22 protein-coding genes are annotated in these 25,963 nt (G+C 41.8%); 11 read left to right on the forward strand and 11 right to left on the reverse strand.

Features of this window, described 5'->3' with window-relative positions; genetic code table 11:
* Nucleotides 1-223: 223 nt before the first annotated feature.
* Nucleotides 224-1,144 (reverse strand): LysR family transcriptional regulator, encoded by a 921-nt coding sequence (locus SJ2017_RS04575; RefSeq protein ID WP_080915017.1) that lies wholly within the window; start codon nt 1,142-1,144, stop codon nt 224-226.
* 124 nt (nt 1,145-1,268) lie between these two features.
* Here SJ2017_RS04575 and SJ2017_RS04580 point away from each other — a divergent pair, with 124 nt between their 5' ends.
* From SJ2017_RS04580 to SJ2017_RS04600, 5 genes are all read left to right on the forward strand, one after another.
* Nucleotides 1,269-3,176, forward strand: coding sequence for an alkyl/aryl-sulfatase (locus SJ2017_RS04580; RefSeq protein WP_080915018.1), 1,908 nt, complete (start codon nt 1,269-1,271; stop codon nt 3,174-3,176).
* Nucleotides 3,177-3,283: 107 nt separating this feature from the next.
* On the forward strand, nt 3,284-3,601 hold the full coding sequence (locus tag SJ2017_RS04585; protein ID WP_167692888.1) for a hypothetical protein: 318 nt from the start codon (nt 3,284-3,286) through the stop codon (nt 3,599-3,601).
* A 185-nt stretch (nt 3,602-3,786) separates the two neighbouring features.
* Entirely contained in the window at nt 3,787-4,329 is a 543-nt protein-coding gene (locus tag SJ2017_RS04590) for a magnesium transporter (RefSeq protein ID WP_225442179.1), read from the forward strand.
* Nucleotides 4,326-5,315, forward strand: a complete 990-nt coding sequence (locus SJ2017_RS04595) for an efflux RND transporter periplasmic adaptor subunit (RefSeq protein ID WP_080915019.1) — start codon at nt 4,326-4,328, stop codon at nt 5,313-5,315. The genes SJ2017_RS04590 and SJ2017_RS04595 overlap by 4 nt, the downstream gene beginning before the upstream one ends.
* Nucleotides 5,316-5,394: 79 nt before the next feature.
* The gene (locus SJ2017_RS04600) at nt 5,395-6,615 is read left to right on the forward strand and encodes an OmpP1/FadL family transporter (protein WP_080915020.1); all 1,221 of its coding nucleotides are present in this window, start codon (nt 5,395-5,397) and stop codon (nt 6,613-6,615) included.
* Between the two features lie 146 nt (nt 6,616-6,761).
* Here the strand turns inward: SJ2017_RS04600 and SJ2017_RS04605 are convergent, their stop codons facing one another.
* On the reverse strand, nt 6,762-7,589 hold the full coding sequence (locus tag SJ2017_RS04605; RefSeq protein ID WP_167692889.1) for a polysaccharide deacetylase family protein: 828 nt from the start codon (nt 7,587-7,589) through the stop codon (nt 6,762-6,764).
* Between the two features lie 346 nt (nt 7,590-7,935).
* Nucleotides 7,936-9,489, reverse strand: coding sequence for an amidohydrolase family protein (locus SJ2017_RS04610; protein WP_167692890.1), 1,554 nt, complete (start codon nt 9,487-9,489; stop codon nt 7,936-7,938).
* Nucleotides 9,490-9,827: 338 nt separating this feature from the next.
* On the opposite strand from SJ2017_RS04610, the gene SJ2017_RS04615 reads away from it, so the two are divergent.
* A complete protein-coding gene (locus SJ2017_RS04615; protein ID WP_055024821.1) occupies nt 9,828-10,586 on the forward strand; it encodes a hypothetical protein in 759 nt (252 codons plus the stop codon).
* A gap of 171 nt (nt 10,587-10,757) precedes the next feature.
* On the opposite strand, the gene SJ2017_RS04620 is transcribed toward SJ2017_RS04615, so the two are convergent.
* From SJ2017_RS04620 to SJ2017_RS04635, 4 genes are all read right to left on the reverse strand, one after another.
* The gene (locus SJ2017_RS04620; RefSeq protein WP_080915023.1) at nt 10,758-11,660 is read right to left on the reverse strand and encodes a LysR family transcriptional regulator; all 903 of its coding nucleotides are present in this window, start codon (nt 11,658-11,660) and stop codon (nt 10,758-10,760) included.
* A gap of 255 nt (nt 11,661-11,915) precedes the next feature.
* Complete coding sequence (locus tag SJ2017_RS04625; RefSeq protein ID WP_218919242.1) at nt 11,916-13,406, reverse strand: phospholipase D family protein; 1,491 nt, start codon at nt 13,404-13,406, stop codon at nt 11,916-11,918.
* Between the two features lie 127 nt (nt 13,407-13,533).
* Complete coding sequence (locus SJ2017_RS04630) at nt 13,534-15,603, reverse strand: carboxylesterase family protein (protein ID WP_080915024.1); 2,070 nt, start codon at nt 15,601-15,603, stop codon at nt 13,534-13,536.
* Between the two features lie 291 nt (nt 15,604-15,894).
* Nucleotides 15,895-17,577, reverse strand: coding sequence for a hypothetical protein (locus SJ2017_RS04635; protein ID WP_080915025.1), 1,683 nt, complete (start codon nt 17,575-17,577; stop codon nt 15,895-15,897).
* On the opposite strand from SJ2017_RS04635, the gene SJ2017_RS21575 reads away from it, so the two are divergent.
* Together SJ2017_RS21575 and SJ2017_RS04640 are read left to right on the forward strand one after the other, a co-directional pair.
* Nucleotides 17,576-17,752, forward strand: a complete 177-nt coding sequence (locus SJ2017_RS21575; protein ID WP_167692891.1) for a hypothetical protein — start codon at nt 17,576-17,578, stop codon at nt 17,750-17,752. The genes SJ2017_RS04635 and SJ2017_RS21575 overlap by 2 nt on opposite strands.
* A gap of 502 nt (nt 17,753-18,254) precedes the next feature.
* On the forward strand, nt 18,255-19,430 hold the full coding sequence (locus tag SJ2017_RS04640) for a patatin-like phospholipase family protein (protein WP_065109943.1): 1,176 nt from the start codon (nt 18,255-18,257) through the stop codon (nt 19,428-19,430).
* A gap of 208 nt (nt 19,431-19,638) precedes the next feature.
* On the opposite strand, the gene SJ2017_RS04645 is transcribed toward SJ2017_RS04640, so the two are convergent.
* Complete coding sequence (locus SJ2017_RS04645) at nt 19,639-20,499, reverse strand: patatin-like phospholipase family protein (RefSeq protein ID WP_065109944.1); 861 nt, start codon at nt 20,497-20,499, stop codon at nt 19,639-19,641.
* Nucleotides 20,500-20,797: 298 nt separating this feature from the next.
* Here SJ2017_RS04645 and SJ2017_RS04650 point away from each other — a divergent pair, with 298 nt between their 5' ends.
* On the forward strand, nt 20,798-21,457 hold the full coding sequence (locus tag SJ2017_RS04650) for a nitroreductase family protein (protein WP_055024816.1): 660 nt from the start codon (nt 20,798-20,800) through the stop codon (nt 21,455-21,457).
* Between the two features lie 146 nt (nt 21,458-21,603).
* Here SJ2017_RS04650 and SJ2017_RS04655 read toward each other — a convergent pair whose 3' ends face one another.
* The 3 genes from SJ2017_RS04655 to SJ2017_RS21840 all read right to left on the reverse strand — a co-directional run bounded on the left by SJ2017_RS04655 (nt 21,604) and on the right by SJ2017_RS21840 (nt 24,026).
* Nucleotides 21,604-22,806, reverse strand: a complete 1,203-nt coding sequence (locus tag SJ2017_RS04655) for an ammonium transporter (protein WP_080915026.1) — start codon at nt 22,804-22,806, stop codon at nt 21,604-21,606.
* Between the two features lie 282 nt (nt 22,807-23,088).
* Entirely contained in the window at nt 23,089-23,346 is a 258-nt protein-coding gene (locus SJ2017_RS04660; RefSeq protein ID WP_055024814.1) for a hypothetical protein, read from the reverse strand.
* Between the two features lie 185 nt (nt 23,347-23,531).
* Nucleotides 23,532-24,026: a type II secretion system protein gene (locus SJ2017_RS21840; protein ID WP_080915027.1), complete on the reverse strand. Its 495-nt coding sequence runs from the start codon at nt 24,024-24,026 to the stop codon at nt 23,532-23,534.
* Between the two features lie 187 nt (nt 24,027-24,213).
* Between SJ2017_RS21840 and acuR the strand changes: the two genes are divergently transcribed.
* Together acuR and acuI are read left to right on the forward strand one after the other, a co-directional pair.
* Entirely contained in the window at nt 24,214-24,858 is a 645-nt protein-coding gene (gene acuR / locus SJ2017_RS04670) for an acrylate utilization transcriptional regulator AcuR (protein ID WP_080915028.1), read from the forward strand.
* Nucleotides 24,859-24,905: 47 nt separating this feature from the next.
* The gene (gene acuI / locus SJ2017_RS04675) at nt 24,906-25,889 is read left to right on the forward strand and encodes an acrylyl-CoA reductase (NADPH) (RefSeq protein ID WP_080915029.1); all 984 of its coding nucleotides are present in this window, start codon (nt 24,906-24,908) and stop codon (nt 25,887-25,889) included.
* Nucleotides 25,890-25,963 lie beyond the last annotated feature (74 nt).

The following is a 25,963-nucleotide window of genomic DNA, read 5'->3' on the forward strand; positions in this document are numbered from 1 at the left end:
GCTATTGATGGTATTTAATGAGGCTTGGTTGCTTTTTCATCAAGGTTAAGTGCTGAGTTAACATGTCCCATGATATTTCGATAAGTGTCGACCCACAGGATGTCTTGATTGTCTGCTAAGTATTGTAATACCTCTTTATGGGCTTGATTGCTGACACCTCGTTACTAACGATTGTTGCGATGAGGAGCACCAAATAAAATATCATTATCCGATATCATTCAACTTAAGCTCTACTATATTTCTTGGTCGCTTTTTCAAGTTGGTTACGTAGCCATTTATGGCTTGGGTCATTGGTTCTTGATGAATGCCAGTACATGGCGACTTCCACTGGATCTTGTAAAAAACTGGCGTCGAGCTGTTTGAGGTTGAATACATCAACGTATTTATCGACTAATCGCTGCGGTAAAATGGAGATGTAATCACATTGCTCAATCACTGGAAGCATTTCAATAATACTGCTAGCTTGCCATGCGATTTGTCGTTTCCCTAAAGTGCTTTCATCTTTTAATCCACGTCCCATCAAATAACCGTCTTGTTGATCTAATTGAGAATGAATCACATGTTTTTCTGCGAGGAAAGATTCAATGGTGATTTTATTATCTTTGAACCTTGGATGCTCCTTACGACACATCACACACAGGTTGTCTTTCATAATGACTTTAGAGCGTAAATCACTGTGTTGATTCGAGTGCGCCTCAATGACTAAGTCGCATTGTTGTGAACGCAGGATATTGGTGAGGTCATGGTTAAATAGTGGTTCGACTTTGACACTGGCTAATGGTGCTTCATGGCTCATTAAGGCTGCAAGCTCAGGGAGCAGGGTATAACCGAATACACTTAATGACGAAATAACAAATTGTTTGTCACATTTTAGCGGATCAAACTTTTTAAATTCGGGCATGGTATAGGCGATATTTTCCACCGCGCTTGCCAATGTTGGATAGATATCAAAAGCAAACTGAGTGGGTTCAACACCATGGCTGCTTCGAATAAAAAGCGGGTCTTTAAAAACGTCTTTAAGCCTTGTCACACCTTGGCTGACAGCCGATTGACTAATGCCTAAACGCTTAGCTGCTTTGGTGTAACTTTTCTCTTCGACTATGGCTACAAAGGTCGGAATAAGACTGTAATCTGAATGCTTCATTTCTTAACTTAAGTGTCATTATTGCTCTTGATATAAGTTAACTTATATCATATATCAGCTAACTTCTGCAGTATTTATATACGATACCTCCATCAAATATTGATAATTATGAAACGAGGTTTATATGAAACGATCTGTCATTACGTTATCTGTTCTTTTAGCTACTTCTTTTTCAAGCACAACACTTGCAGCTTATGCACATCAACATAGGTTTGATGGTGTGAGTGTCGATATTCCAACGCTTTCTCATGATTATTACTTGGGAGAAAACTCAGGTGCCACTCATTTTTGGCACGGTGATACCCAAGATATGACTTTCATTCCGACTGGCGGCAATGACGCCTTTGACGCTGAATCTGACAAGGTTCACCCACAGTTAACTGCTCACTCAAAGAAAATGGACAAAGGCTTATTTGTTTATAAAGACAAATTTTATCAAGTCTATGGTTATGGCTTAACGTCGCCGATGATTGTTGATGGTGACAAGGGGTTATTGATTTTTGACCCTGTTGAGTCAGTGGACAAAATGCAAGCTGTAATGGCTGATTTTCGTAAAGTGACAGGCAACGAAAAGCCTGTTGCAGCTGTGATGTATTCTCACTGGCATCCAGATCACCACGCTGGTGTTCGCGGTATTGAAGGTGTAGAAAACGCTAAAATTATTGCCCACGATACCTTTATGAAAAACGTGGTTAAAGGCTCTATGGGCGGCACCGGCCCAGCACTTGGTTTCCGCGTTGATTATTCATTAGGCACGTTACTTAATGTTGAAGAAGGCGGCCGTATTAATGGCGGCTTAGGCCCTGACTTTGAAATCCGTGAGCACAGCTTAATTAAGCCAAATACCTTAGTTGAAGGAATGTTTGGTAAGTTAGAAATGGAGATTGAAGGGGTAAAAGTAGAATTTAAGCACGTACCTTCAGAAGCTTCTGATGAAATCACCGCTTACTTCCCTGAATTTGACATGCTGTTTGGCTCTGAAGTCATCCAAGGTGAGAGTTTCCCGAACTTACACACTATTCGTGGCACCCAGTATCGCGACCCAAGTGTGTGGTTCCCAGGTGTTGATATGCTACGTGAATATAAAGCGAACACCATGATGTTATCTCACGGCCGCCCAGTTAATGGTGCTGCCCATGTAGATGACACTTTAACGTCTTATCGTGACGCGATTCAATTTACCTATGACCAATCTATCAAAGCCATTAACGATGGTGCGACACAGGAAGATTTAATCCGTCAAATCACCTTACCTGAGCACTTAGTTAACCATCCTTGGTTAGGTGACTTCTACGGATCTATTCGTCACGCAGCAAAACAAATCTTTGTTGGTGAAATGGGCTGGTTTGATGGTGACCCAACAACACTTAACCCAACTTACTCAGTTGAAGCATCTCAGCGTTATGTTGCGATGGTTGGCGGCAAAGACAAGATGATGGATTTTGCGGTTGATGCTTGTGATAACGGTGACTTCCAATGGTGTGCTGAATTAGCAACCCACGCCATTCGAATCGATTTGAACGATATGGAGCCTCGTGAGCTAAAAGCGATGGCGCTAAGAGAGTTAGGTTACAGAGAAACCAACAATAACTGGCGCAACTGGTACTTAACCTCAGCGCAAGAGTTGGATGGCACAATTGATTACTCGAAGAAGATTAACCTTCAAGCACCTGACTTAATGGCAGAGTTTGAGCCATCGCAGCTAGTGAATGCATTACGTTTCAGCTTGAACGCTGAGCGTAGCCAAGACAAACACTTTACGGTTGCATTTGAATTTGGCGATACCAATGAAACCCATGCTCTTGAAGTGCGTCGCAGTGTGGCTCAGTTCCACAAAGACTATCAAGGTGAGCCAAAGGCCACAGTTAAGTTAACTAAAACGGTGTTCTTAGGATTACTGGTCGGTAAGGTCGATTTTGTTAATGCGGTTCAACAAGGATATATCCAAGTGAGCGGCGATGCGACTGCGGTACCTGAGTTCTTCGGTTTATTTGATAAGCCTTTAGAATCACCAAAAATCACCCTTCGTTAGTCCTCGTTAAGGTTCATTAAGCTGAGTATGCCAGCAAACAGGTTGGCATACTCAAGCCCTAACGCTTATCAATGCACACTTAATTTGAGTCACAAGTAAGGAGCTAGATGATGAAAAACAGTTTATTGACCACGTCATTTTTGTTCGTTATCGGTGTATCTGCAATGCCATTGACTGTGAGCGCATGCGGTGGCGATGTTGATATGACTGTCCCGCATATTCATGACGAAAATGGCTTTATGATTGCGATTAAACAGGCTAATAACCAATCGTTAAAGCACATTGATATTAATCAGATTTTTGCTGGTGAGTTAGCCAATCATGATAGCCACGATAGCCATCAGCACCATGATCATAATCTCCACCATGAGCATAATCATCACCATGACGAACAACAGGTTAATCATCTACACGCACCTGAGTAATACCAAAGCAATTAGCTGAGTCATTACATTAGTCAATGAAATCAGAAGGCATTTTTCAATGTCGTCACATGGAAGTTCACTGATCTTCGCGACGTTATTAACACTTTCAGCCAACGAGCGTGAGTTGTTATTGACCTAACTTTTCAACATGTTTGCACCATGGTGAATGTTAAAGAGGAAAGGATATGAACGTTTTAAAAAGTATTTTCCGAGTAATATTTATTATATGTAAAGTATTACTGAAGTTTATGAGCTTTATGGCAGTTATGATTGCCGGCGCTTATCTGCTTGCCCCAATGGGCACAATCAATTCTAAAGATATCGATTTAACCCAATTCAGTAACACCCCTAATGACGCCATGATGATGATTTTTAACTCTGAGTATTTCAGTGGTTATCTGTTTTCGGTCACTATCGCGCTCGCCTTATTTGTTGCTTACTTATTGTGGGATCTTCATGAAGTCGCGGTACATAAAGCCGAAGAAAAGAAGAGTTCGCATATTCAATTAGTGTTTGCCTTGTCTCTTTGTGGCTTATTTGTCCATAAAGCTTGGTGGGTACTTGCCATCATTATCGCTTTTGCCAATTGGGAACAATTAGGCAAGTCACTCAGTAATATTATCCGTAATAGCCGCTTCGAAAAGGAGCGACAAGATGTTGTCGGTAATGCTGACAATGCAGCACCGGCACTTAATCAGTCTGAAACAAAAGTTGAGGTGAAGTCATGAAAGAAGTGATGATCCCGTACATTTTATTAATGTGGATTTTAGTCTCTACCGGTGCAATCAAATGGACATTGAAAAGTGCATTTTGGATAGTCTCTGGCGGGGTATTAATTCTGGTGTTATTAGGTGTGTTATCACGCTTATGGGCACCTGTGGATTTAACCTATTCATCGACCATTAAAGCTCCGCATTCTGTGCTTTCAACCGTACTTCGAGAGCAAATTGATGAGATCCATGTTGAGCATAACCAGTACGTCGAAAAAGGTGATGTGATTTATACCTTAATCGATACTAGCTCAAATGCTGACTTGGAAAACATCAATGCATCCATCGTGACTCAAGAAGAGTCTATCGCGCAGATGCTACGTGATATTAGGCGTGCTGAGATTTCTCCTGAAATCTTTACAGAACGCGATATCGAGAGCTACCGATCGCAATTACGTATTGCTCGCTCAAGTTTAGTATCGCTGCATGCCGATTATAAGCGTGTTGAGTTTGAGCAAAACAGAAAGACGGTTCGTGCGCCTTTTGACGGTCAAGTTGCAGTGGTGAATGTCGCTGATGGCAGTCGCATGGGTAATATGCATTTATATGATACCTCACGTAAATTTTTAGAGATGCGCATACCAGATCAAACCTTTAGATATGTTGAAAAAGGTCAATTTGCTGAGTTTTATGTCGATGCATACCCTGGCGAAGTATTCCGCGCCAAAGTACATAGCTTTACAGCGGGGACTGGTGAGTCATCTATCTCGCCACTTCAAGGCCCTCAAAGCGTCCGTCAACATGTAGGGGCAAACACTAGCTCTCATGGCCGCACTGTCATTTTAGAAATCTTTGAGCCTGAAGGTAAGGTTATTCCAATTGGGGCGACAGGTTCTGCGTGGATTGCAGCGAAAAAGCCACATGCTTTCTTTGGCTTTATTGATGTGATTGGCGCAGCCACGGTCAGGCTGCATTCTTATAAATCTTATCTCAACGCAATGTAATTGTGCTGGCTAGGTCTTCACTGGCATTAACTGAAACCTAGCCTACTCATCCATCAAAGATGACTCATTTGGAATAACCATGAAACAACATACTATTTCGATTATTGCGCTATCAATGTTAGTCGCAACCAACGCCAATGCTGGTGCTTATATGTTCCCAGAATTAGGAATGATGAGTAACAGCACCGCTGGAGCAGGAGCACAAGCAATTGCAGAAGGCGCAGAAACAGCTTTTGCTAACCCCGCAGCTATGTCTGAGTTTGATACGCCAGTGATGGCATTTAATATTCAAGGCATGGTATCGAGTATTGATTATACCGATAGCGGTTCAACGGGGGTTTTTGCTGGTGGCGATGATCAAACTGCCGCTGGTACTAGCATGCCTGTAGGTTCTTTTTATTATATTCAACCTATTAATGACAAATGGACTGCTGGTGTCGCTTTGGCTTCAAGTGGCGGTTCGCTGATTGACTACGGCCCTGATTATGCAGGCGCTTTATTACTACAAGATGCGCAGTTGCTGACTGTGCAACTTAACCCAAGTGTGTCATATAAAGTGAATGAACAGCTGTCATTTGGCGTTGGGTTAGTGTCTGAATTGGGTGTGTTAGAGCAGAATTTGGCTGGCAGCACCGATGGTATTATTCCGAAAATTGAAGTCACTGGTGACAGTCTAGATTTTGGTTATACCTTGAGTAGTTTTTATAAAATCGATGCTAATAACCAAATCGGTTTTACATATCGCTCGGAAATCGATCATGAATTAGATGGCGAAGTCACTGCCTTAGGTGCAAGTAACGACTCATCAATTAATGTGGTTATGCCGGCGATGGCATTATTAAGTGGTCATCATCAATTGACCGCAGACACAGCAATGATGTGGAGTCTAGGCTGGACTGATTTCAGTAAAATTGCTGAAACACCTGTGACACTAACCAATGCAAGCGGCGGCATTGCTCGCGATTGGAAAGATACCGTTTCAGCCAGTGTTGGGGTGCATTACCAGCTTAACAGTAAGTGGCGTTTAGAAAGTGGTGTTTATTATGAGACATCACCTCAAGATGATCCGACTTATCAGTACCCTGATGTACCAACAGGTGAAATTTGGAAGTTGGGTATGGGCGCAAGTTATGAGCTGAACTCACAATGGCGCTTACAGATGTATTATGAGTATTTATATGCAGGTCAATCGAGTATTGAATATACCTTGTTAGAAGGTTCGCCATTGGAGAGTACGCTACAAGGCGATTACGATATCGATTTACACTTTTTTGGCTTGTTGATGAATTATCGTTTCTAGTCATTTATGTTTTATCGCTAATTAGCGCTTAAAACAGAGTAGATACAGCCAGAGTAGAAAACGACTAGCCGCTATTTAAATAGCGGCTTTTTTATTTCTTGTATCGGTTATTTAATGGTTAATTTCGAGCAGATATTAATTGGCAATTACTGTGCCGGGGCAGTGGTACGCTGCTTTACATGCTGCATAATATTTAAATAGGTATCGACCCACAGTAAGTCTCGGTTATCGCTCAAATACTGCAGTAATTCATTGTGAGCTTGATTGCTGACGCTTAAGTAATCTTCTTCAATGCCGTGAAATAATATGTTGGCAATGCCCCCTTGTTGCTGGGCTTGCTTGACAAAATTAATCAAGGTTTCGCCATCTACATTTTCAGGCATTAATAGCAAATCGAACTTTGGAGCCAGTTGTGGGTTGTAACCTTTTATAGCGACAAAGTTTTCACGTATGGCATCAATATAATTACCATCTGCGGCATAAAAATCACCGCATGGCGGCGTAAAAGTACGCTCAGTTTGTTGGTCTATGGCTTGGAGGAAGGTATTGGCGGTTTCGATTTCTTGCTGCATTTGCGCCACGGTTTTAGTATCAATATTATTGTGAGGCTCGACCCACTCACGTCCTTCAATACTTTTACTGCAGGCATGGAATAAGGTGTGGTTGCCCAGTTCGTGGCCATCAGCGGCAATATCACGCCATCGCGCTAGCGCTGTTTGGGTACCAGAATTAGATAGCGTGAGATAAAAAGAGGCTTTAAAACCATGCTTATTTAGCGCTGGAATCGCGTAGTTTAATTGGCTGAGTAGTGCATCATCATAAGATAAACTCACCGCAGCTTGATAGTTGTTTGGCCATTTTAGATCTGCTTGGTTTGTTGTAGCTAGGTTTGTTGCAGCATATGCAGTGCTAGTGACTTGAAAGCTCGATAAGGCCAAAAGGGTGATGGCTGATGCAAGATTTTGGCGCAACATAACTAATCCTTGTACTTGTAATGCTGTATTGAATTGTAATGGTGTATTGAATTGCTTTTTTAGCTTATAGCCATCAAGTTTCAACATCACTGACTGAAGCGGCTCATTAAGAAAAAAGCTGGTTTCGTCTTAGTCGTCAGCGTGAACGTGTTTATAAAGTAACAATGCCAGCCATGAAAGCAATCAAATTTATGGCATGTGGCTATTCATGTAATGAATGGGGCAAAGGGATATAAATAAATAGTGCTTAGAGATATAAATAAATGATGCGCAGTGAACACTGTAAAAAGAGGCGTTAATGCAATCATTAACGCCCCTATACGTTTTGTTGAGAACAATAAAACGCTTAGTTTCTTACCGCTTGACCTGGGTAGATATCTTTTAATACCACAGAGTCATTAACAATGACGGTACCGTTAATCAATACATAGGGAATCCCCGTTGTTGGTAAACCTGCATCGGTTAACGTGGCGTTATCTGTTACGGTTGTAGGGTCAAAAATAGTAATGTCTGCATCTTTGTTCACTTGAATACGGCCTTTATTTTCCATCGCATGCACACCGTTTTCTTGTAAGTATTTAGCAGGCTTGTAGCTCATTTTAGAGATAGCAGTCATGAGTGGCATGATGTTTTGCTCACGCACTAAACGTAATACTTTGCCATGAGTCCCCGCAGCTCTAGGGTGACCTTGTAAGCCTTCATAAGGGGTATCAAACTCAACAGCCATTTGCCCAGTAGCAGGGATTGTTAACGGCATCGCGTCACTACCAACATGAACATTTGGATCCACTAACGCTTCCAGCATACCTTGCTTAGAAATACCTGCAAAAATTACTGATGCACTTGGGTTGTTTGCCACTAACTCATCGTAACGTTCTTTAGTTAACGGCTTCATGGTTGCCACTTCAATGATGTCTTTATACGTTCTACCCATGTTTGGACCATAGTTATCAGGGACGAGGTAATCTGCGCCAGCAATAGTTGCACCTTGATAGTATGGGTAAACCTCTGCTGAAACCTTTAGTCCAGCTTTACGCGCATCAGCAATCATTTTTAATGCTTCAGGTGTTTTCTCTAATGATTGTTGGTGGATATGTTGGATCAGTAAGCCGCCGCCATAAATACCTACATTTGAGATCATTTCTTGGAAGCCTAAAATGCCAGTTGTTGCCGGTTTTTGGCTTGAGAATCGGCCATGTAAATAAGTTGATGAACCATATTTAGCTGCGGTTTCTTGCCATGAAATGGTTTCTTCTGATGTCGTACCAACTGACATATAACCTACAGGAACACCAATACCGATTGCGCCTTGCTTCATTTCTTCATCAACCATTTGGTTGATCTGGCCAATTTGCTCTTTGTTAGGTAAGAAGGTGGCTACTGCCATGCTGGCATGAGAATGCTCATGTTCATGCTGCTCAAATAAGTCAGTAACAATTGATGCTGTATTTGAGTGATATTCTGGGTTAATAATCGATTCACGTATGCCAGCGGGTGATACCGATGTGCCGTAGTTGGTCATCGACTTGCCTTCTAGTCGGTCGTAGAAAGTATTAACAGGGTAAGAGCCAATCTCTAAATCTAATGGGGTCGTTACACCGTCACGTAAGTGCAACTTTTGCCCAAATGGAATGTTTGATACATGAGAGTGAGTGTCAATAAACCCAGGTGCAACCACTAACCCCTTGGCGTTGATTGATTGCTTTCCTTCGATGATGTCTTTGGTAATGCTTAAAATTTTACCATCTTTAATACCAATATTGGCGACTTGATCAAAACCTGTTTCAGGATCCATCACACGTCCTTCGTTGATGACAATATCAAAGTCTTGTGCTTGAACTTGACCACCAATGAGTGCCATTGCGATAACCAATGGAGTGATTTTGCTGACTAATTTCATGATTATTCCTCGAGTTAGAAAGATGAACATTAAATCCATCGTATTCAGGCAGCGTGTTTGCCTGTTGAATGACGAGTAATTTACTGGCTAACTGCAAAAAAGTGATATCTCTTAGGGAGGGTTTAATCATCACCTTTGAGGGGGACTGCCCCTTTTGTGTACCTTTTGTGTACCTTTTGTGTAAAAGAAAGGCTTTTATTCCCAAGAGGCGGGTTTTATTGTGGATTTTTTATCTGCATTGAAGCGTGTGATGATGAAATTGTCATCGCTTGGCGATTATCTGGACTTAAGAAGTGGTTTTACTATCTCGGTTTGCATCAATACCGGAGATAGCACTAATGAAACGATCGACCTTAGCAACACTTTTATTGAGCTCACTAATGTTTACTGGCACTTATTCCTCGGCAATCGTTGCCGAAGAAAAGCCTGAACATGACCCTTCTGATTTAACCAAAGCAACGACATCTGGCTACGCCGCGATGAGCAATAAAGGGGACTTGAAGGTGTCTATTTCAGGTTCGTTTAGTGTCAGTCCCACCCAAGAAGGAATGCTGACGCTTGAAGGGACGATGAACAATGAAGGTGAGTATAGCGACAGTCGTTTACAATACTTTCATGTGTTTGATTTAGAAAGTACAGCCGTACCTAAGGTCGCGATGTCATTGGATATGATTAACAATGATGCTTTTACCACGGCGGCTATTGGCGGAATTGCATCGATTACGTTACCGAGTGACAAGGTTAATTTATTCGTAAGAGCGGGCGTGCTAGGTGGTGAATACAGTGATGATTTTGTCGAGATGATGGGGGAGTCAGACACGGCAACTTATGGGGCAACAGGCGATATATTCTTGATTTTGAAAACGGGCAATGATGGCACCTATTTTATGATTAACCCTGAATATACCTACATGACAGGCAGTATTGAAACATCGGTGCTAAAAACCACATTAGAAGTCGCAACACCATTAAGCCAAGACAAAACTCGTTGGGGTCAGATTAAGATTGAAAATACACTAGCAAGCACGTCATCAACTCATTTTGATTACTCAGCTGATGAGACGGTAGTTTGGGCGCTATACAAGGCTTATTTTTAATCGAGTGCCAATCTTATCTGGCGGTTATTCACGATGTAGTGCGGCTTTTTCCGTGTTGATTGTCGTGTTGATTACCGTGTTAATTGTCATGTAACTGATGTAAAAAAGCGACGTTGAGTCGCTTTTTTATTGCGTGTTTTTTATGACGAGTATGTTTTCAGTAAAGGATTGCTATTGAACCTGCTGGCCTAATGATATGTATCGATCAAACGCCGCTTTTATCGACTTTTTCACTTCAATGATGGGTTTTGTTTTTAAACTCCACAAAGCCAGTGGAACGTAATAGTCATCGCTAATTTGCGGACATTGTATTTGCTGTAGCTCATTGGTGGCGTTGGCATGATCTTGATGTTTTGGGAGTAAGGTCCAGCCTAAATTATCGTTGACTAATTTGATGGCGAGCGACAATTGATCCACAACATCATAATGGGGTGACAAGGTGATTTTTTTTGCCATATTTTCATCTAAAAAAGATTTTAGAATAATTTGTCTTGATGATTGCAGCGCGGTAAACACTTCATTGCTATCGAGTTTGGCGATATCACTATTGCGATTAACGTACGGAGCAAAAGGCATTTGGCCGAGTAAGACATAATCTAAATTACTCATGGCGCTGGCATTCGTGATATTCACAATACCAAAATGAATAGACTCATCTTCAATTCCCGCTCGGATCTCTTGCTGAGTCCGCACTAATAGACGCACCCGCATATTAGGAAAGTCAGAGGTGAGCTGCGCTCTAATCAATGACAAGGCTGTGTGTGGAATAAAGCTGTTATAAGCGATTGTAATTGAATCAAGTTCGCCGTAAGAAAGGCTAAGCGCGACTTTATCGAAAGTTTTGACTTGTTCTAAGGCTTGCTTAGCGTAATGGTACAGTAAACTGCCTTCGTGGGTTGGGGTGACATTTCGAGCGCCTCGTTCAAACAAGGTCACTGCTACTTGGTCTTCTAAATTGCTGATCACTTGTCCAACAGTCGTGCGGTGTTTATTGAGTTTGATTGCGGCTTTACTGATTGATTGTTCCTCATAAACAATCACGAAAGCTTGTAGCTGCTCTAGACTAAAATTCATTCACCGCTCCGAGGTTGGTTGCATCAGGCTCTAAATTATTAACATAACTGAAGACTGGATATTATTAGCATAACTGAACTCAAGTGATGTTGCTGTTTGATTTACGCTATTTTCAATAAAAATGGCTGAAGAGCGTAATGAACTGCGTTAGCTTTAAAACGTCGTTGTATTTGATGGGGCAAATAAAAATAGGGCATAACATGGAAATGTTATGCCCTAAAATCGTGAACGGTAAAGATGCATTGCAGTATCAAGTTATAACTCTGACTCACCATCCATTTTTCTAAACAGCCAGTCGGGTAATTTATGCCAGCTTCCATAATTAGGATTGCTATTGAGTACCTTATCTTGACTTCGCCACTGGATATCCCCGTTTTCTTGTTGGGTTACATGCCAAAAAAGCGTGGCTTTTTGTTGTAAAAGATACTGGTGTAGATGCTCGGCAAACTCGGTGCAGTGAACGAACAAGCCAAACTCTATGTTTAAGAAATCTGAGCGTGGGTCAAAATTTGATGAGCCCACATAAGAGACATGATTATCTAGAATAATGGTCTTGTTATGGTAGTAAGTATCACCATGGTAAAAATGATCGTCATTTTTGGCCGTGTCTTTATATTCATATATATCGACTCCCATATCCAATAAGGTTTGACGGTGCTTTTCATAATATGCCGGGATAAATAGCGAATCATTTGACGCTGACGAGTTGGTCACTAACGTGACTTTAGATGCTTGGGTTGTCAGGTTTGCAATGACCGTAAACTCGTTATCTGTCGGCACAATGTAAGGGGTTGAAATAACGACATCCTTGGCTTGCTTTAACTCTTCACTGACCGTCATTTCAGCTCGTGTTCTGAAGTAAGGTAAACGGTCATGCATTTTTTGCAGAGAATCGAAAACAGGTGACACTGTCACATCAATAAACGCTGGGTTTGTCATATTATTGATTGTTAATTCAATATTTTGTGTTATTTCTGGGTGCTTTTTTTGGGTTTTAGCTAAGGCTTTAGAAAAGTGGCGTGTGTCGCTAATATCCGCATTCACCTTAATTAATTCACTCACAGGGACAACAAAGTCACTTTGCCATTGCTGTTCATAATTGGTTGCAAATGGCGCAATAATATCGCCAGTGAACAGCACATCTAAGTCGAAAAAGTTAGCCTCTTTACTGTAACCAAAATACTCGTCGCCAATGTTTCTACCGCCGAGGATCATTTGCTGATGATCGACGTTAAAGTACTTTTCATGCAAACGATTATCTAGCACTTCTTGATGGATTTGGAAATCAAAAGCACGGCCAACCCAGCCCATTTTGCGCGAGTTAAATGGGTTGAAAATTTTGATTTGGACATTAGGGTGTTTGTCGACATCCGCCAGCCATTTTTCATTAAAAACCAGTAGGTCATCTAAGGTTAGCCTGACCTTCACGCCACGGTCAGCTGCGAGTTTGAGCTCATTAAGTAAGGTGAGGCCTAAGGTATCGCCATTCCACGAAAAATAGGTCATATCGATGCTTGATTGTGCTTTTCTGACCAAATCAATTCGACGGGCAAAGGCTTCATTTGCCGCTGGAATTAAGTAAGCCTGTGCTTGATAGTCACGTTTTACAAACTGGCTTTCAAATCCTTCAGGGACACTTGGGTTAGGTGTGGCGCAGCCTGTCAGTAACAATATGCCGCAAAGCAATGTCAGCAGTGACATATGTTTAATAGGGGTAATTGACTTAATAGGGTTAAACAGCTTCATGAGGTATCCGTTAATCGTCAAAAAACGTCATAAAAAAGGCCAGCGAACTGGCCTATTTTTTGGGGGAGTTGTTAGGTATGACTAACAAAGAGTGAAATCTTGTGCTTTGATCGCGCTAAGTCACTGCTTATAGGTAACCTAAGATCAGGTTTAAATCTTCAAGTCCTTGTAAGCGACCTTGTCTAAGTGCCGGATCCGTACCTGGCTGTTTGCTATCCCAATCTGACTCGAATGTATGAATTCCGTCTTCGTCGATTAACAACACGCTGTCGTTGTTGTATTGGTAGTTTTCAAATAATGCATCGCTAAACCACAGGCGAGACATTTTATCCATTAACGCTTGATCTTTACTGCTAACAGAGACTGGTGAACCATCCAGTTTCAGTGCTTTGTTAAATACAAATGGCAGTTCAGAGCCATTACACGCACCACTTATACAGCTGATCGTTTTAATCACATCGCCGATATCAAGATTGCCATCTTCACCTTCTGTGTTGTATGTCCATACGTTGAAACTTGCATGGTAACCAAACTGATAAAAGGTGGCGTCTACGTTATTTTCTTGGGTTTCTCGTGCTTGTTTACGTGAAGGTCCAGCAAATAACATGTCATTTAGCATCATTTTAAATTGCTTCATGTTGGTTAAAGCGCCCGATAATTCACTTTCATTGTTTGGATAAAAGTCTGCTAAATCGAGTAATGCATTGGTGGTGTCACCGTTACCAAGACCAAAGTAAAACTTAACAATGGCTTCATAGGCACTGCTCGGTAAGATATCACCTAGCTCCACTTGCGCTTTAATATCATCAGTGGTTAGTTGAGCAATTTCTTGTTCAACTAAAGCCATGTTTTTCTCGTCAGCAAGCCAAGTTAGCATGGCTTGATTGATGTCACCTTGTTCGATTAACTCTGGATCGAGATTATTTATTAAGTTAATAATCGTTGGGATCAAGAAGGTTAAGCTTGGCAACATCGCGAAAGTATTGGCTTCTTCCGTATTCGAACCTACAACTGTCGGTACGGTAAAATGATCCAATGAAGGCTGAGTCGTTAAGTGGTAGCCTTTAATGGTTGAACCAAATGTTGGCTTGTAATATTCAACGTATGGTGCAAATGGCATTAGATTAGCCATTGGACTTGCTTCACCTGATATTTTGCTGGTTAAGCATATTCCGCTACCCACAAGGTTATCCAGATCAACACAGCTAAGCCCAGTCCAATCACCGATGCGACCAATTGGCGAGTTCACTTTAGCCTGAAGTGTCATCAGCTGTTCTAAAGGCATCTCCGCTAAACTTAACTCACTGAGTTCTGGCATTTCAGCGCGGGTGTCTTCAATTCTAGTGGCAAAGCTTTTAGCCTGATTGTACGTGCGATAATCAAATCCAGCAGGGTTACTTTGCATAATAGCGCGAGTAAAATACTCACCTGCCATCGGCTCTTCAGTTGCTTCTTGTTGTAAAATGCCTACCGACATTGCGCCAGCGCCTTGACCGATTAGGGTGATGTTTTCAATATCACCGCCAAAGTCAGCAATATGGTTATTGACCCACTCTAAAGCGCGCTTTTGATCGCCAAGCCCATAGTTGCCGCCTTGATTGTCTTTAAGCCAGTGGCTGCCTAACATGCCAAGGCGATAGTTAAGTGTCACGGCAATAAATGGGTTACCTTCAGCTGCGCCTTGCGCAACAACCGTATCGCCATGAATCAATGGCTCAGAGCCTGCGCCGTATTCAAAATCACCACCATGGATAAATACATAAACCGGTAGTACCACATCCGTTGACAGATCCGCTGGACGCCAAATATTCAAATTTAAACAATCTTCAGATTGAGGTTGTGATGTTGTTTTAAGCTGTGGACATGCAAAGCCAAATTCTGTCGCATTGACCGTTTCGTCCATATCAAGTTGCGCACTATGGCTAAAACGCTCTGCTGTTGCGTAAGTAATGCCCTTGAATGTTTCGATACTGGCAAGTGATTTCTCACCTGTCACTGAGGTCACAACATGAGACTCTTTTAGGGCTTCAACCTGACTTTGGCCAATGGTTAACGTCACCTCTTCAGTCGGAAGTGGCGTGACTTCTGGTGGTGGCGGTGGCGTCGGTGTTGTTTCGTTATTATCATCGCTGCCAGAACAAGCTGCTAATGTGAATGCGATTGAAACAGCAAGTATGGTTTTATTGAATATTGTCATTTTCGTGTCCTGTAATGGCCTAATCGTCCAAACGTAACCTGTTATTTGCTAATGAGGCTGATTGATTATTGTTAAGGCCTGATAGCTAGGTTGTCTGTAAATGTGGCTGTATATTAATTGTTCAGTGCCTACATGCGTAATCGGTTATGTAGGATGAAACCCTCATGAAAATTCAGCCCTGAATGTCAGCCTTACCCGTTGAGGTGCGTGCAAGGAGAAATGACTCACTCAACTTGATAGAGTGAGGTCATTGGTTTTCTCAGGTAATGTTTTGGGTTACATCAAGTCAATTTAGAAGTGGTAACCGAAATTCAGTGTGACTGCATTACGGGTTTCGCCTTTGTTATACAGCACGGTTAAGTTGTAGTGCTTACCAAATTGTTTGTTAAAGCCAACAAGGTAAGCCCACTTATCTAGGTCAACTCCCACGTTGTAGAAGAACTCTTCACCGCCAAGTTCGACGCCTTGGATAGACCCTTCCATGTTAGGTTTTAGGCCTTGATATTCAGCACCAACAAAGATTTGTGCGCGGTAATCTGCTAACTGGTACCCCAGCATTGGTTGAACGGTTAAGATGCCGTCGCCCCACTTATCTGTTCCGACCATTCTTGTTCTTGAGTAGCTACCTGTAACAGAAGCAAAGAACTGTTTGTAACCAACCGATAAGGTTGTTCCAACCCCCATTAGGTCGTATTCAAGATGCAGGGGTACGTTTAAGGTGCCAGAGTTACATAGTGCTGATAGCTCATTACAGAATGCATTACCTAAACCAGGTAACTTGTTGTTTAACTTATCTTGTAACTGACGACCAATTTCACCTGTGTATTCAGCATCAACTTTGGCATCAACATTAATTTTTCCGACGTAACCAAATACATTCCAAAAAGGCAAAATATTCACATCACCACGTAAACTTAAGCTTTCCGCATTCACTTGAGCTACCGATTTAAATGGGTCAAAGAACTCATTTAAATTGGCGCCCATAATGTCAAAGTCACTAAAGCCAAAATTCATATCTTGATTACGGTAAGCAACAGACACACCGAACGGTAAAGGCACATCGATACCTTGACGGCGGACTAAATCCCCCATTAATGGGAATACGCGGTCTAGCTTCACGCTTTCTTCTTTGTAGCGAGGATCTGATACTTGGGACAGGCGTTCTTGGTTAACAACGGTTGCTTCCATGTCACCATCGTAAAAGGCCACAGGTTCAACGATGGTTGCGATGCTAACGGCTGTGCCTTTTGAGTTTTCACCATTGGCTTCGATGCGCTTGTTTTTAACGCCAACGTTACCATTGTCATAGGTTTCAAAATTGACCACTTGATGATAGTCATTAATGCGGTAATTTTGATATGCAAAGTCACGGGTATTCTTAATAATCATTTTTACAGGTTGGTTATTCTCAACCGTGATTTTGACTCGCATAAAACGAAAGTAAGCAATATCTTGCGGTAAGCCAAACTTAGAGTAATTGAATGCGATTTCTACTTGGCCATTACCTAGCTCTGTTGCGGTAACAGAGTTCGGATCATAACTTTGCGCATAATTACGTAAGCGATACTCAATTTTAGTATTCGCTTCGATTTCTTTAATAATGTCTTCGTTTTCATCAAGCTTTGCTGGGTCATATTTGATACGAAGGTCAATGTTGCCTTTCTCGTCAGTATTTTGAATTAAAAACACTTCGGATTTACGCTCTTCATCGCCGACTTTGGTTGAGCGTTTGACGTGCTCAACCAAGTGCTCACCTTGTACTAATGAATTCAACCCAAGCTTAGGTAAGTCATCTGCAATGCCGTATTTTTTGAAGATGGCTTTACCTGTCAAAATTTGCTGTTGCTCGCTCTCTTCAACAGATTGAAATTCTTCAGCTAATGCATTCACTGGAAAGTTGAGTGCCATTACGCTGATGCCTATGGATAAAGCTTGCTTCGGGAAAGAGGTTATCCAATTTTTAGTAAAGGTCATGCTGTATTTGCTCCTACTGAACCGCAAACCTATGCGTATTCAATCGTTATTGATGTCAACTAACCGTTCATTTGTTAGTCGTGAATCTCATACAAACCTCGCTAAAAAGGCTGCAGTCTTTTTTGTGCCGCTAGCGCTTTTTGCATTGATGAAACTGTGTTGGCGAGCATTCTAGGGAGAAAGATTAAATTTAGTTAATCGCGTTTGTAGGACGAAACCCTCGGTTTGTTTTTTATACAAACTGATTAATAAATGACGAAACACAAACTGTTGAATGGGTTACTTGAGAGAAGGAATTAATTCCGTTTGCAGTTAGGAGTTAAGTGCTGAGGAAATGGCGTTGAGAATGAAATTAGGGAAGTGATGCATTTTCCATTGAGTCATTGGGGCTGTAACACGAAACGCTAGAGACTTGGTCAATACTGGATGAGGGTTTGATCCTTCATATGTGATTCTGCTTAGGTCATTTCAGTCTCTATAATGCGTCAAATCAACCTGCTAACCTTAGGTGTTTCACTATAAAGTTACTGATTTAAAAGCTTTTTATAATAAGTGGTGTGTAGGTGTGACAAAGTGGATTTACCCCATTAAGCGTTATTTTCTGTGTTGTAGCCACAAACGGCGGACCAACAGAAGAGAAGGCTTGTTGCAATAAACAGAACATATAGAGAGAAGCAATGAATCACGTTAAACAGATAGCAGCCATTTTATTATTGATGCTTATCGCTGGCTGTAGCACCACACATACTTTGGATCTTCGAGTTCCTGAACAGGGTTATGAGCAAGCGACCGTTGGCGGTGAAGCAAAATCACCTAATGCTGAGCCGCTGCGCTTTTGGGCTGGGGAACCATCCACTTTTTTATATTCTGATTTAACAAAATCCACCCCGTTAACTGTTCAGGGCGATGCGTTAAACATTTTAGTGTTATCAGGTGGCGGGGCTAAAGGTGCGTTTGGTGCAGGTGTCGTTAATGGCTTATACGATCATGACCAACTTGAACAATACACAATAGTGACAGGCGTTAGTGCGGGGGCATTAATCGCACCATTTGCATTTTTAGGCGGAGATGAAGTGCCTAGATTAAAGCAGGTGATGCTAGGCATTAATGACAAAGAAATCATGGGCAAACGTAACTTTTTAAATACGCTTTTTAAAGATGCTTTTACCAACGGTGACAATATGCTGGAGTTCATTGCTAGCGTGTACACCCCAGAAATGATAGCTGATATCGCTAAGCAACATAATGCAGGGCGTCGATTATTTATCGGCACAACACAGTTTGATTCTGGCCGTTTATCAATATGGAATATTGGTGCGATTGCTAACAGTAATATCGACAATAAAGCTGGCTTTATTCATCAAATTTTAGCGGCGAGTGCATCGATCCCTGGTGTGTTCCCTCCGCAGTTTATCAAGGTCGATTATCAGGGTGAAGCGTATGAGGAATTGCACGTCGATGGTGGTTTATCTGCACAAATGTTCTTTGAGCCAGTAACAACTGATTATGGAAAACTATCAAAGGCACTTGGGCTAACTCAACAGCCATATATTCATGTTATCCGTAATGGCATGTTAACTATGCCTTATGAAGTGATACCAGATAAGGGCATGGCATTGCTGACTCGAAGTTTAAAAAGTTTAACAGTGCTGCAAAGCAGAGGTGACTTATACAAAATGCTTTATGACAGCCAATTACAACAAATCGATTTGAGCTTCACTTATGTGGATAACGAATTTGATGCACCAGTAGAAACTAAGGCAATGTTTGATTTTGAATACATGCAAGCACTTTACAATTACGGCTATGACAAAGCAGTGAAGGGGCAAGTGTGGTCTAAGCAATTACCTTAATAGCAAAGGGTTTTAAGCCAATTAACAATACTCAGTTTAACCATAAAAATACCAGATAAATCGACTTTTATTACCAACCCTAATCGTTGATTACAGCTTTACCTGTCCATGTGTTGTGGCACAAGGTGTAGCAAATTTGCGTAAAAGCACTTTTGGTAATCAATGCACGGAAGCAGCTTGTTAGCCGGACATCTTGTCCGGCTTTTTTTTAACTAAAACAGGGCTTCGCAAGTAAGGTATCTGCAGCTGTGATTCCCATTTGATATCCTGCCTCTAAAACCGCTTTATCAGTGGTTAATCTACCGACGTTAAAATCATCTGGCGGGGCGATAATATGGATTTTGCAGTCTGCTGGTGGCTGCATGATAAAGTCGATGGCTTGGTTATAATTGGTTGCACGGTTCACCATGGCTTCTGCAAGTTTAGGGTGTCGTTTGAGAGTTTTAGTGATTAGCCAAGGTATTTTGGGCGCCTTTTTGCGATAACCTAATGGTCTAGATAATACTACTGTGATCTCTTTGGCGCCCATTTCGTAGGCTTTAATAACAGGTATTGAATCGGCAATGCCGCCATCTGTCATAGGAGCACCTTGATAAGTAGGAAAGTCTCGATAAGCGATAGGCACTGAACAGGATGCTTTTAAAATCTGTTCGAGATTGTCTTCAGTGCTTTTTATATAAACCGCTTCACCTGTATTGATGTTGGTTGTGACCACAAACAAAGGGATCGGCTGTTGCACAAACGCTGCCATATCGTAATAGCATTCTTTTGCCAAAATATCCCATAACCAGTCAAGCTCAAGCCAATGACCGCCACGAATAAAACGGCCAAAATCAATAAATTCAGGCAGGCATGAATAATGGGTAATGATACGGTAATTGCGCTGCTTTTGATGAGATAACCAAGAGGCTAAATTTGTTGAACCGGCTGACACGCCGATACAAAAGTCGAAAGGACGATATTGTTGTTCAATAAATCTGTCTAACACGCCAGAGGCAAAGATCCCTCTCATTGCGCCGCCTTCTACTACAAGGGCGTGTTGATTTTTCGTTGTGGTATATGCATCCATTGCGGTTTCTTTATCGCTCAATGCGATTATCTGATTCGAGTGTTGTCATTATCTTAATGTTGATAGAGTAAAGACTCAATATTTGTCATGGGATCCGCCAATGATATCGTCAATTATTATGGATTAATAAGTCCATAATGTTTGGTGCTGGTGGCTATGTCGAAATTAGCCATTTTTAACTAGTATTACTGCAACAAGATTTTAAGCGACTTTATTCATGGGAATGGTAATAACATTCTCTTGATTCATTTTTGTCTCTTGATTCATTTTTTGACATTGCTTATTGAGGAAATACTTTATGTCTCATCAAATTATTACAGATCTTAACAGCCGCTATACAGCTAAAAAATATGATGCTTCTAAACGGATTTCTGCAGAAAATATGTCAGTACTTAAAGAGGCGATGCGTTTATCTGCTTCTTCGATTAATTCGCAGCCTTGGAAATTTATTGTGCTTGAAACGGATGCTGCCAAACAACGTTTCCACGATACTTTTGCAAACATGCATCAGTTTAATCAGCCTCATGCGACTGAAGCATCACACATTATTTTATTTGCTCACAACCCTTATTACACCAAAGATGACTACCGTAAAGTGGTTGACGCAGAAGTGGCATCAGGCCATTTACCGGCAGAAATGTACGACAACATGTTAAATGGTGCTTATGCCTTTGCTGATTTAAATACTGATGAAAATGGGTTTAACGGCAACTGGACTAAAGCGCAAACATACATTGCGATTGGTAATACGCTGCACGTTCTAGCGCGTTTAGGTATTGACTCAACGCCAATGGAAGGGGTCGATCCTGACTTAATTGGCGAGATTTTCAAAGAAGAGCTAGCAGGTTATGTGTGTCAATTTGCATTAGCGATTGGTTACCATAAAGGTGGTGAAGATTATAACCACGGTAAACCTAAAGCTCGTTTACCTGAAGCTGATGTGATTACTGTTTTATAATCGCATTGGTTTACTAAAAAAGCTCAAGCAATTGCTTGAGCTTTTTTGTTTTCGTCACTATTTTATGCTGTCACTTATCGGGCTGAAAACAGGGCAGAACCTTTTCATAAAAAAAGTCATAAAAACAGTCATAAAAACTGACAGAGTTACTTGTCAGCATTGGTTGAGCCAATTTTGTGAATGGCTAAATCAGCGCCTATATATTCATCTTCTTGGCTTAAGCGTAAGCTAGCTATTTTATGAACAATACCGTAAACAATCACGCCGCCTACGATGGCAAAAGCAACACCAACAAGTGTGCCAACCAGTTGCGACATAATGCTTACACCACCAAGACCGCCTAAGCTCTGTTGTCCAAAAATACCAGCAGCAACACCGCCCCAAACACCGCATAATCCATGCAAAGGCCAAACACCTAGTACATCATCAATTATGGTGCTGCGTTGAAGTTTTGTGAATACAAAAACAAATAAGCCACCGGCAACACCGCCGACGACAAAAGCGCCAACTGGATGCATTAAATCAGAACCCGCACAAACAGCAACTAACCCAGCTAGTGGACCATTATGGATAAACCCTGGATCATTTTTACCAACAACTAACGCGATAATCGTGCCGCCCACCATGGCCATTAAACTGTTTAGGGCCACAAGGCCACTTATGCCATCTAAGGTTTGTGCTGACATGACATTAAAACCAAACCAGCCGACAATTAATATCCACGACCCTAATGCCAGAAAGGGAATGTTAGATGGAGCAAAGGCAACTCCCGGCTTACGGCCACCACGAACACCTAAAAAGTACACAGCAACTAATGCTAACCAACCGCCCATACCATGTACGACAACAGAGCCTGCAAAGTCATGAAACTCTGCGCCAAAGGTGTTGCCTAACCATGCTTGAAATCCATAGTTACCATTCCAAATCATGCCTTCAAACAGTGGGTATACAAACGCCACAATCAATGCAGAGGCAAACAAGAAGGGGCGAAAGCTACCACGCTCAGCAATACCGCCAGAAACAATGGCGGGAATAGCGGCGGCAAAGGTGAGTAAGAAAAAGAACTTCACTAAGTCATAGCCATTATTAGCAGCTAATGTCTCTGCACTGACAAAAAAGTGGCTGCCGTAAGCGATTTGATAGCCAATGACAAAATAGGCTACAGCTGAAAAAGCAAAGTCGGTTAAAATCTTAACTAATGCATTTACTTGGTTTTTATGTCTGACAGTCCCCACTTCTAAAAATGCAAAGCCTGCGTGCATCGCTAGCACCATAATTGCACCAAGAAGGATAAAAACGGTATCCGCACTTTGTGCAATTACCCCGATCGCGTCACTGATATTGTCCATTTATGCTCCCCAAAGCTATTCTCTTATTTATAATTCAGTCACTTAGTGAAGCAAGAATTATTCCTATGTTGGGATAATGTTAAATTCAGGAGGGGCTAAAATGGTGCGACTAGATAAAAATTCCATCATAACAATAAGTTCTATGATCGATATCGGTGCGATTTTTCTGCAGCTTTAGGTTGAGTGATTAAGTTCTGTTCAGTAAATGCGTGCATTTTGTTTCATAATGGTGCGATGGCTGAGTCACCACAGTGCAGCGCGTTATCAAACAGTGCAGCGTTATCAAATAGTGTGGAGCGGTTTATTAAGGCCATTTAATTTGATGTGTTCTAATGCGCTAATCGCTTTTAAGATGCCATCTGAATTATCAACAGCGTTGAGATCAACATGGGTTTGTTGGCGGACTTGTTCTAGGATTACAGATCGCTTAACTCGATATTTTTCAGATACGCAAACGGCACAAGAGCGTGCACTCGATGCTCGATAAGCAATAGGGCGGCTTGTATCTAATGCACGTTTACGGCTAGAGCTAAATGACATTGTTAACGGTATTTCATCGGCTTAGGTATGCCACTCATGGCTGAAGGCTCATCGCTGAAGGTTCATCGCTAATGGCACTTTACTAAGAGTGCCAAGTTAGCTTGATGATAAATCGTTTATTGCTTTGTTTTACAGCAGTATTAATAACATTTACAAATGGCTTTTAGCCGTTTTTTCATCGAGGTCTAACAATCGTCAGTATATAAAGTGGTTTTAGCGGGATAAGTTGCTCCACGAGCATCAGTCCACTGGTGGCTGTATTGTACGAAGCAGTTGCCAGCCCCATCACCAATGGTAGGGTGGTCAGCAGGATGAATTCTCATGTTTACTTCATTGGTTTTTTCCATTTCCCATGCACTTGGGTCATCAATACCTTCGACAAACATCACTAAGCTTGTTTCATCAGACTGCATGCTGCCATATATGAGCGTTGCACCTGCATATTCATCGCCAATTGCAGCAGCATCTATCGACGCTTCTTTTTCAACACCATTAATCGCAGACTTCGAGTAAACCAAGCTGTTTGCGCTATCAATGGCTCCTGCCATCGCTTCAACGGTAGCAGTATGGGCATCGCCTTTAAGATCGATAAATTTTGGCGCTGCGACCACAGATAAAATACCCAAAATAATAATCACGACCACTAATTCAATTAGCGTAAAACCATTACTGCGCTGCATTATAAAACCTCAAATAGTGAATTTGTGGCTATTATTCCTCAATGAAAACTTAAAAAGTTACCACTTGGTGCCAGATAGAAGATTTATGGCATAACGCAAGGAATCATAGTGAGAGCAACTAAACAAAAAAGGCAAAGGATCTGAAATAACATTGCATTTTAATAGACGATCGGTCTAATATCATTTTATGACAGAATCAATTGTAGAAAACATCACTAAACCACGACGAGGTAGGCCGCCCAAGCAGGCGAGAGACAGTCAAGATACTCGGGCGGAACTAATTCGCAGTGGTCTTGAGCAACTGACTGAGAATGGCTTTGCCTCTTCTGGAATCGATCAAATTCTTAAAAAGGTCGGTGTGCCCAAAGGTTCGTTTTACTATTACTTTGCGAGTAAGGAAGCATTTGGTCAGGCTGTGATTGAAAACTACGCCACGTATTTTGCTTACAAACTTGATAAGTGCTTGCTAAACGAAGCTTACTCAGCGCTTGAACGTATTGGCCTTTTTGTTGAAAGTGCGATGGATGGTATGGAGCGCTATCAATTTAAGCGTGGTTGTTTGGTTGGTAATTTAGGCCAAGAAGTGGATTTATTGCCTGAAAGCTACAGACAGCAATTGATTGATATATTTTTAGATTGGCAGCAAAGATTAACGGCTTGTCTAGAGGCTGCCAAAGTTGAGGGCGAATTATCCCCAACGGCTAATTGTGCATTATTAGCTGAGCATTTTTGGGTTGGCTGGGAAGGGGCGGTAAGCCGCGCAAAGTTAGTTAAAAGCACTCAGCCACTGCAAAATTACCTTGAATGTTTTATCGCAGGATTACCGCGATAAAATTTTTTAACTATTTATAGACGAGCGGTCTATATTGAGGAGTGACCATGTTTAACGGCTTATTAATTGAAAAAGATGACCAAGGATATCGCGCGGCAGTTAAGGAAATTGATGAGAGTGTTTTACCCGATGGCGATGTAAGCGTAAAAGTGATTTATAGCACGATAAACTATAAAGATGCATTGGCAATTACCGGTAAAGGTCCTGTGGTCAGGCAGTTTCCTATGGTGCCTGGTATTGATTTAGTGGGGCTTGTTGAAGCGTCCGACACTGATAAATTCAAAGTTGGCGATTACGTGTTACTCAATGGCTTTGGTGTTGGTGAAGTACATTGCGGTGGTCTTGCTGAGCGGGCGCGTTTAAAAAGTGAATGGTTGATCCCATTGCCTAATGCCTTTACACCAAAGCAAGCTATGGCGATTGGCACAGCAGGTTATACCGCAATGTTGAGTGTGATTGCGCTGGAGAAAAATGGCGTCACTCCTGAAAAAGGTGAAATTCTGGTGACAGGCGCTAATGGCGGTGTCGGCAGCTTTGCTATCGCCATTTTAGCCAAACTTGGCTATCAGGTTGTGGCATCAACAGGGCGAGCAGATCAAGCCGCTTATCTTGAAAAGCTTGGCGCTGCAGAAGTGGTTGACCGTAACACCCTATCGGAGCCAGGTAGACCATTAGCCAGAGAGCGCTGGGCTGGGGCGATTGATTCTGTTGGTAGTCACACCTTAGCCAATATCTGCGCCAGTACAAAATATGGCGGCACAGTAGCGGCTTGTGGCTTGGCCCAAGGGATGGACTTTCCTTCTTCTGTCATGCCATTTATTTTACGTGGTGTGACGCTAGCGGGTATCGACAGTGTTATGCGTCCTCTTGAAGACAGACTTGAGGCATGGCAACGCTTAACTGAGATTATTGAACCACAAATGTTTGATGATATTTCAGCAGATATTGGCTTAGATGAAGTGATAAGCACGGCAGAAGCGTTAATGGCAGGTCAAGTTCGTGGTCGCGTTGTGGTCGATTTAACTAAGTAGCAAAAGTACACTTTCATCGACTCATAAAAAAGCCAGTCAATTGACTGGCTTTTTATTTATCGGGTGATTGACCG

The organism is Shewanella japonica, assembly GCF_002075795.1.
Classification (GTDB): Bacteria; Pseudomonadota; Gammaproteobacteria; order Enterobacterales; family Shewanellaceae; genus Shewanella; species Shewanella japonica.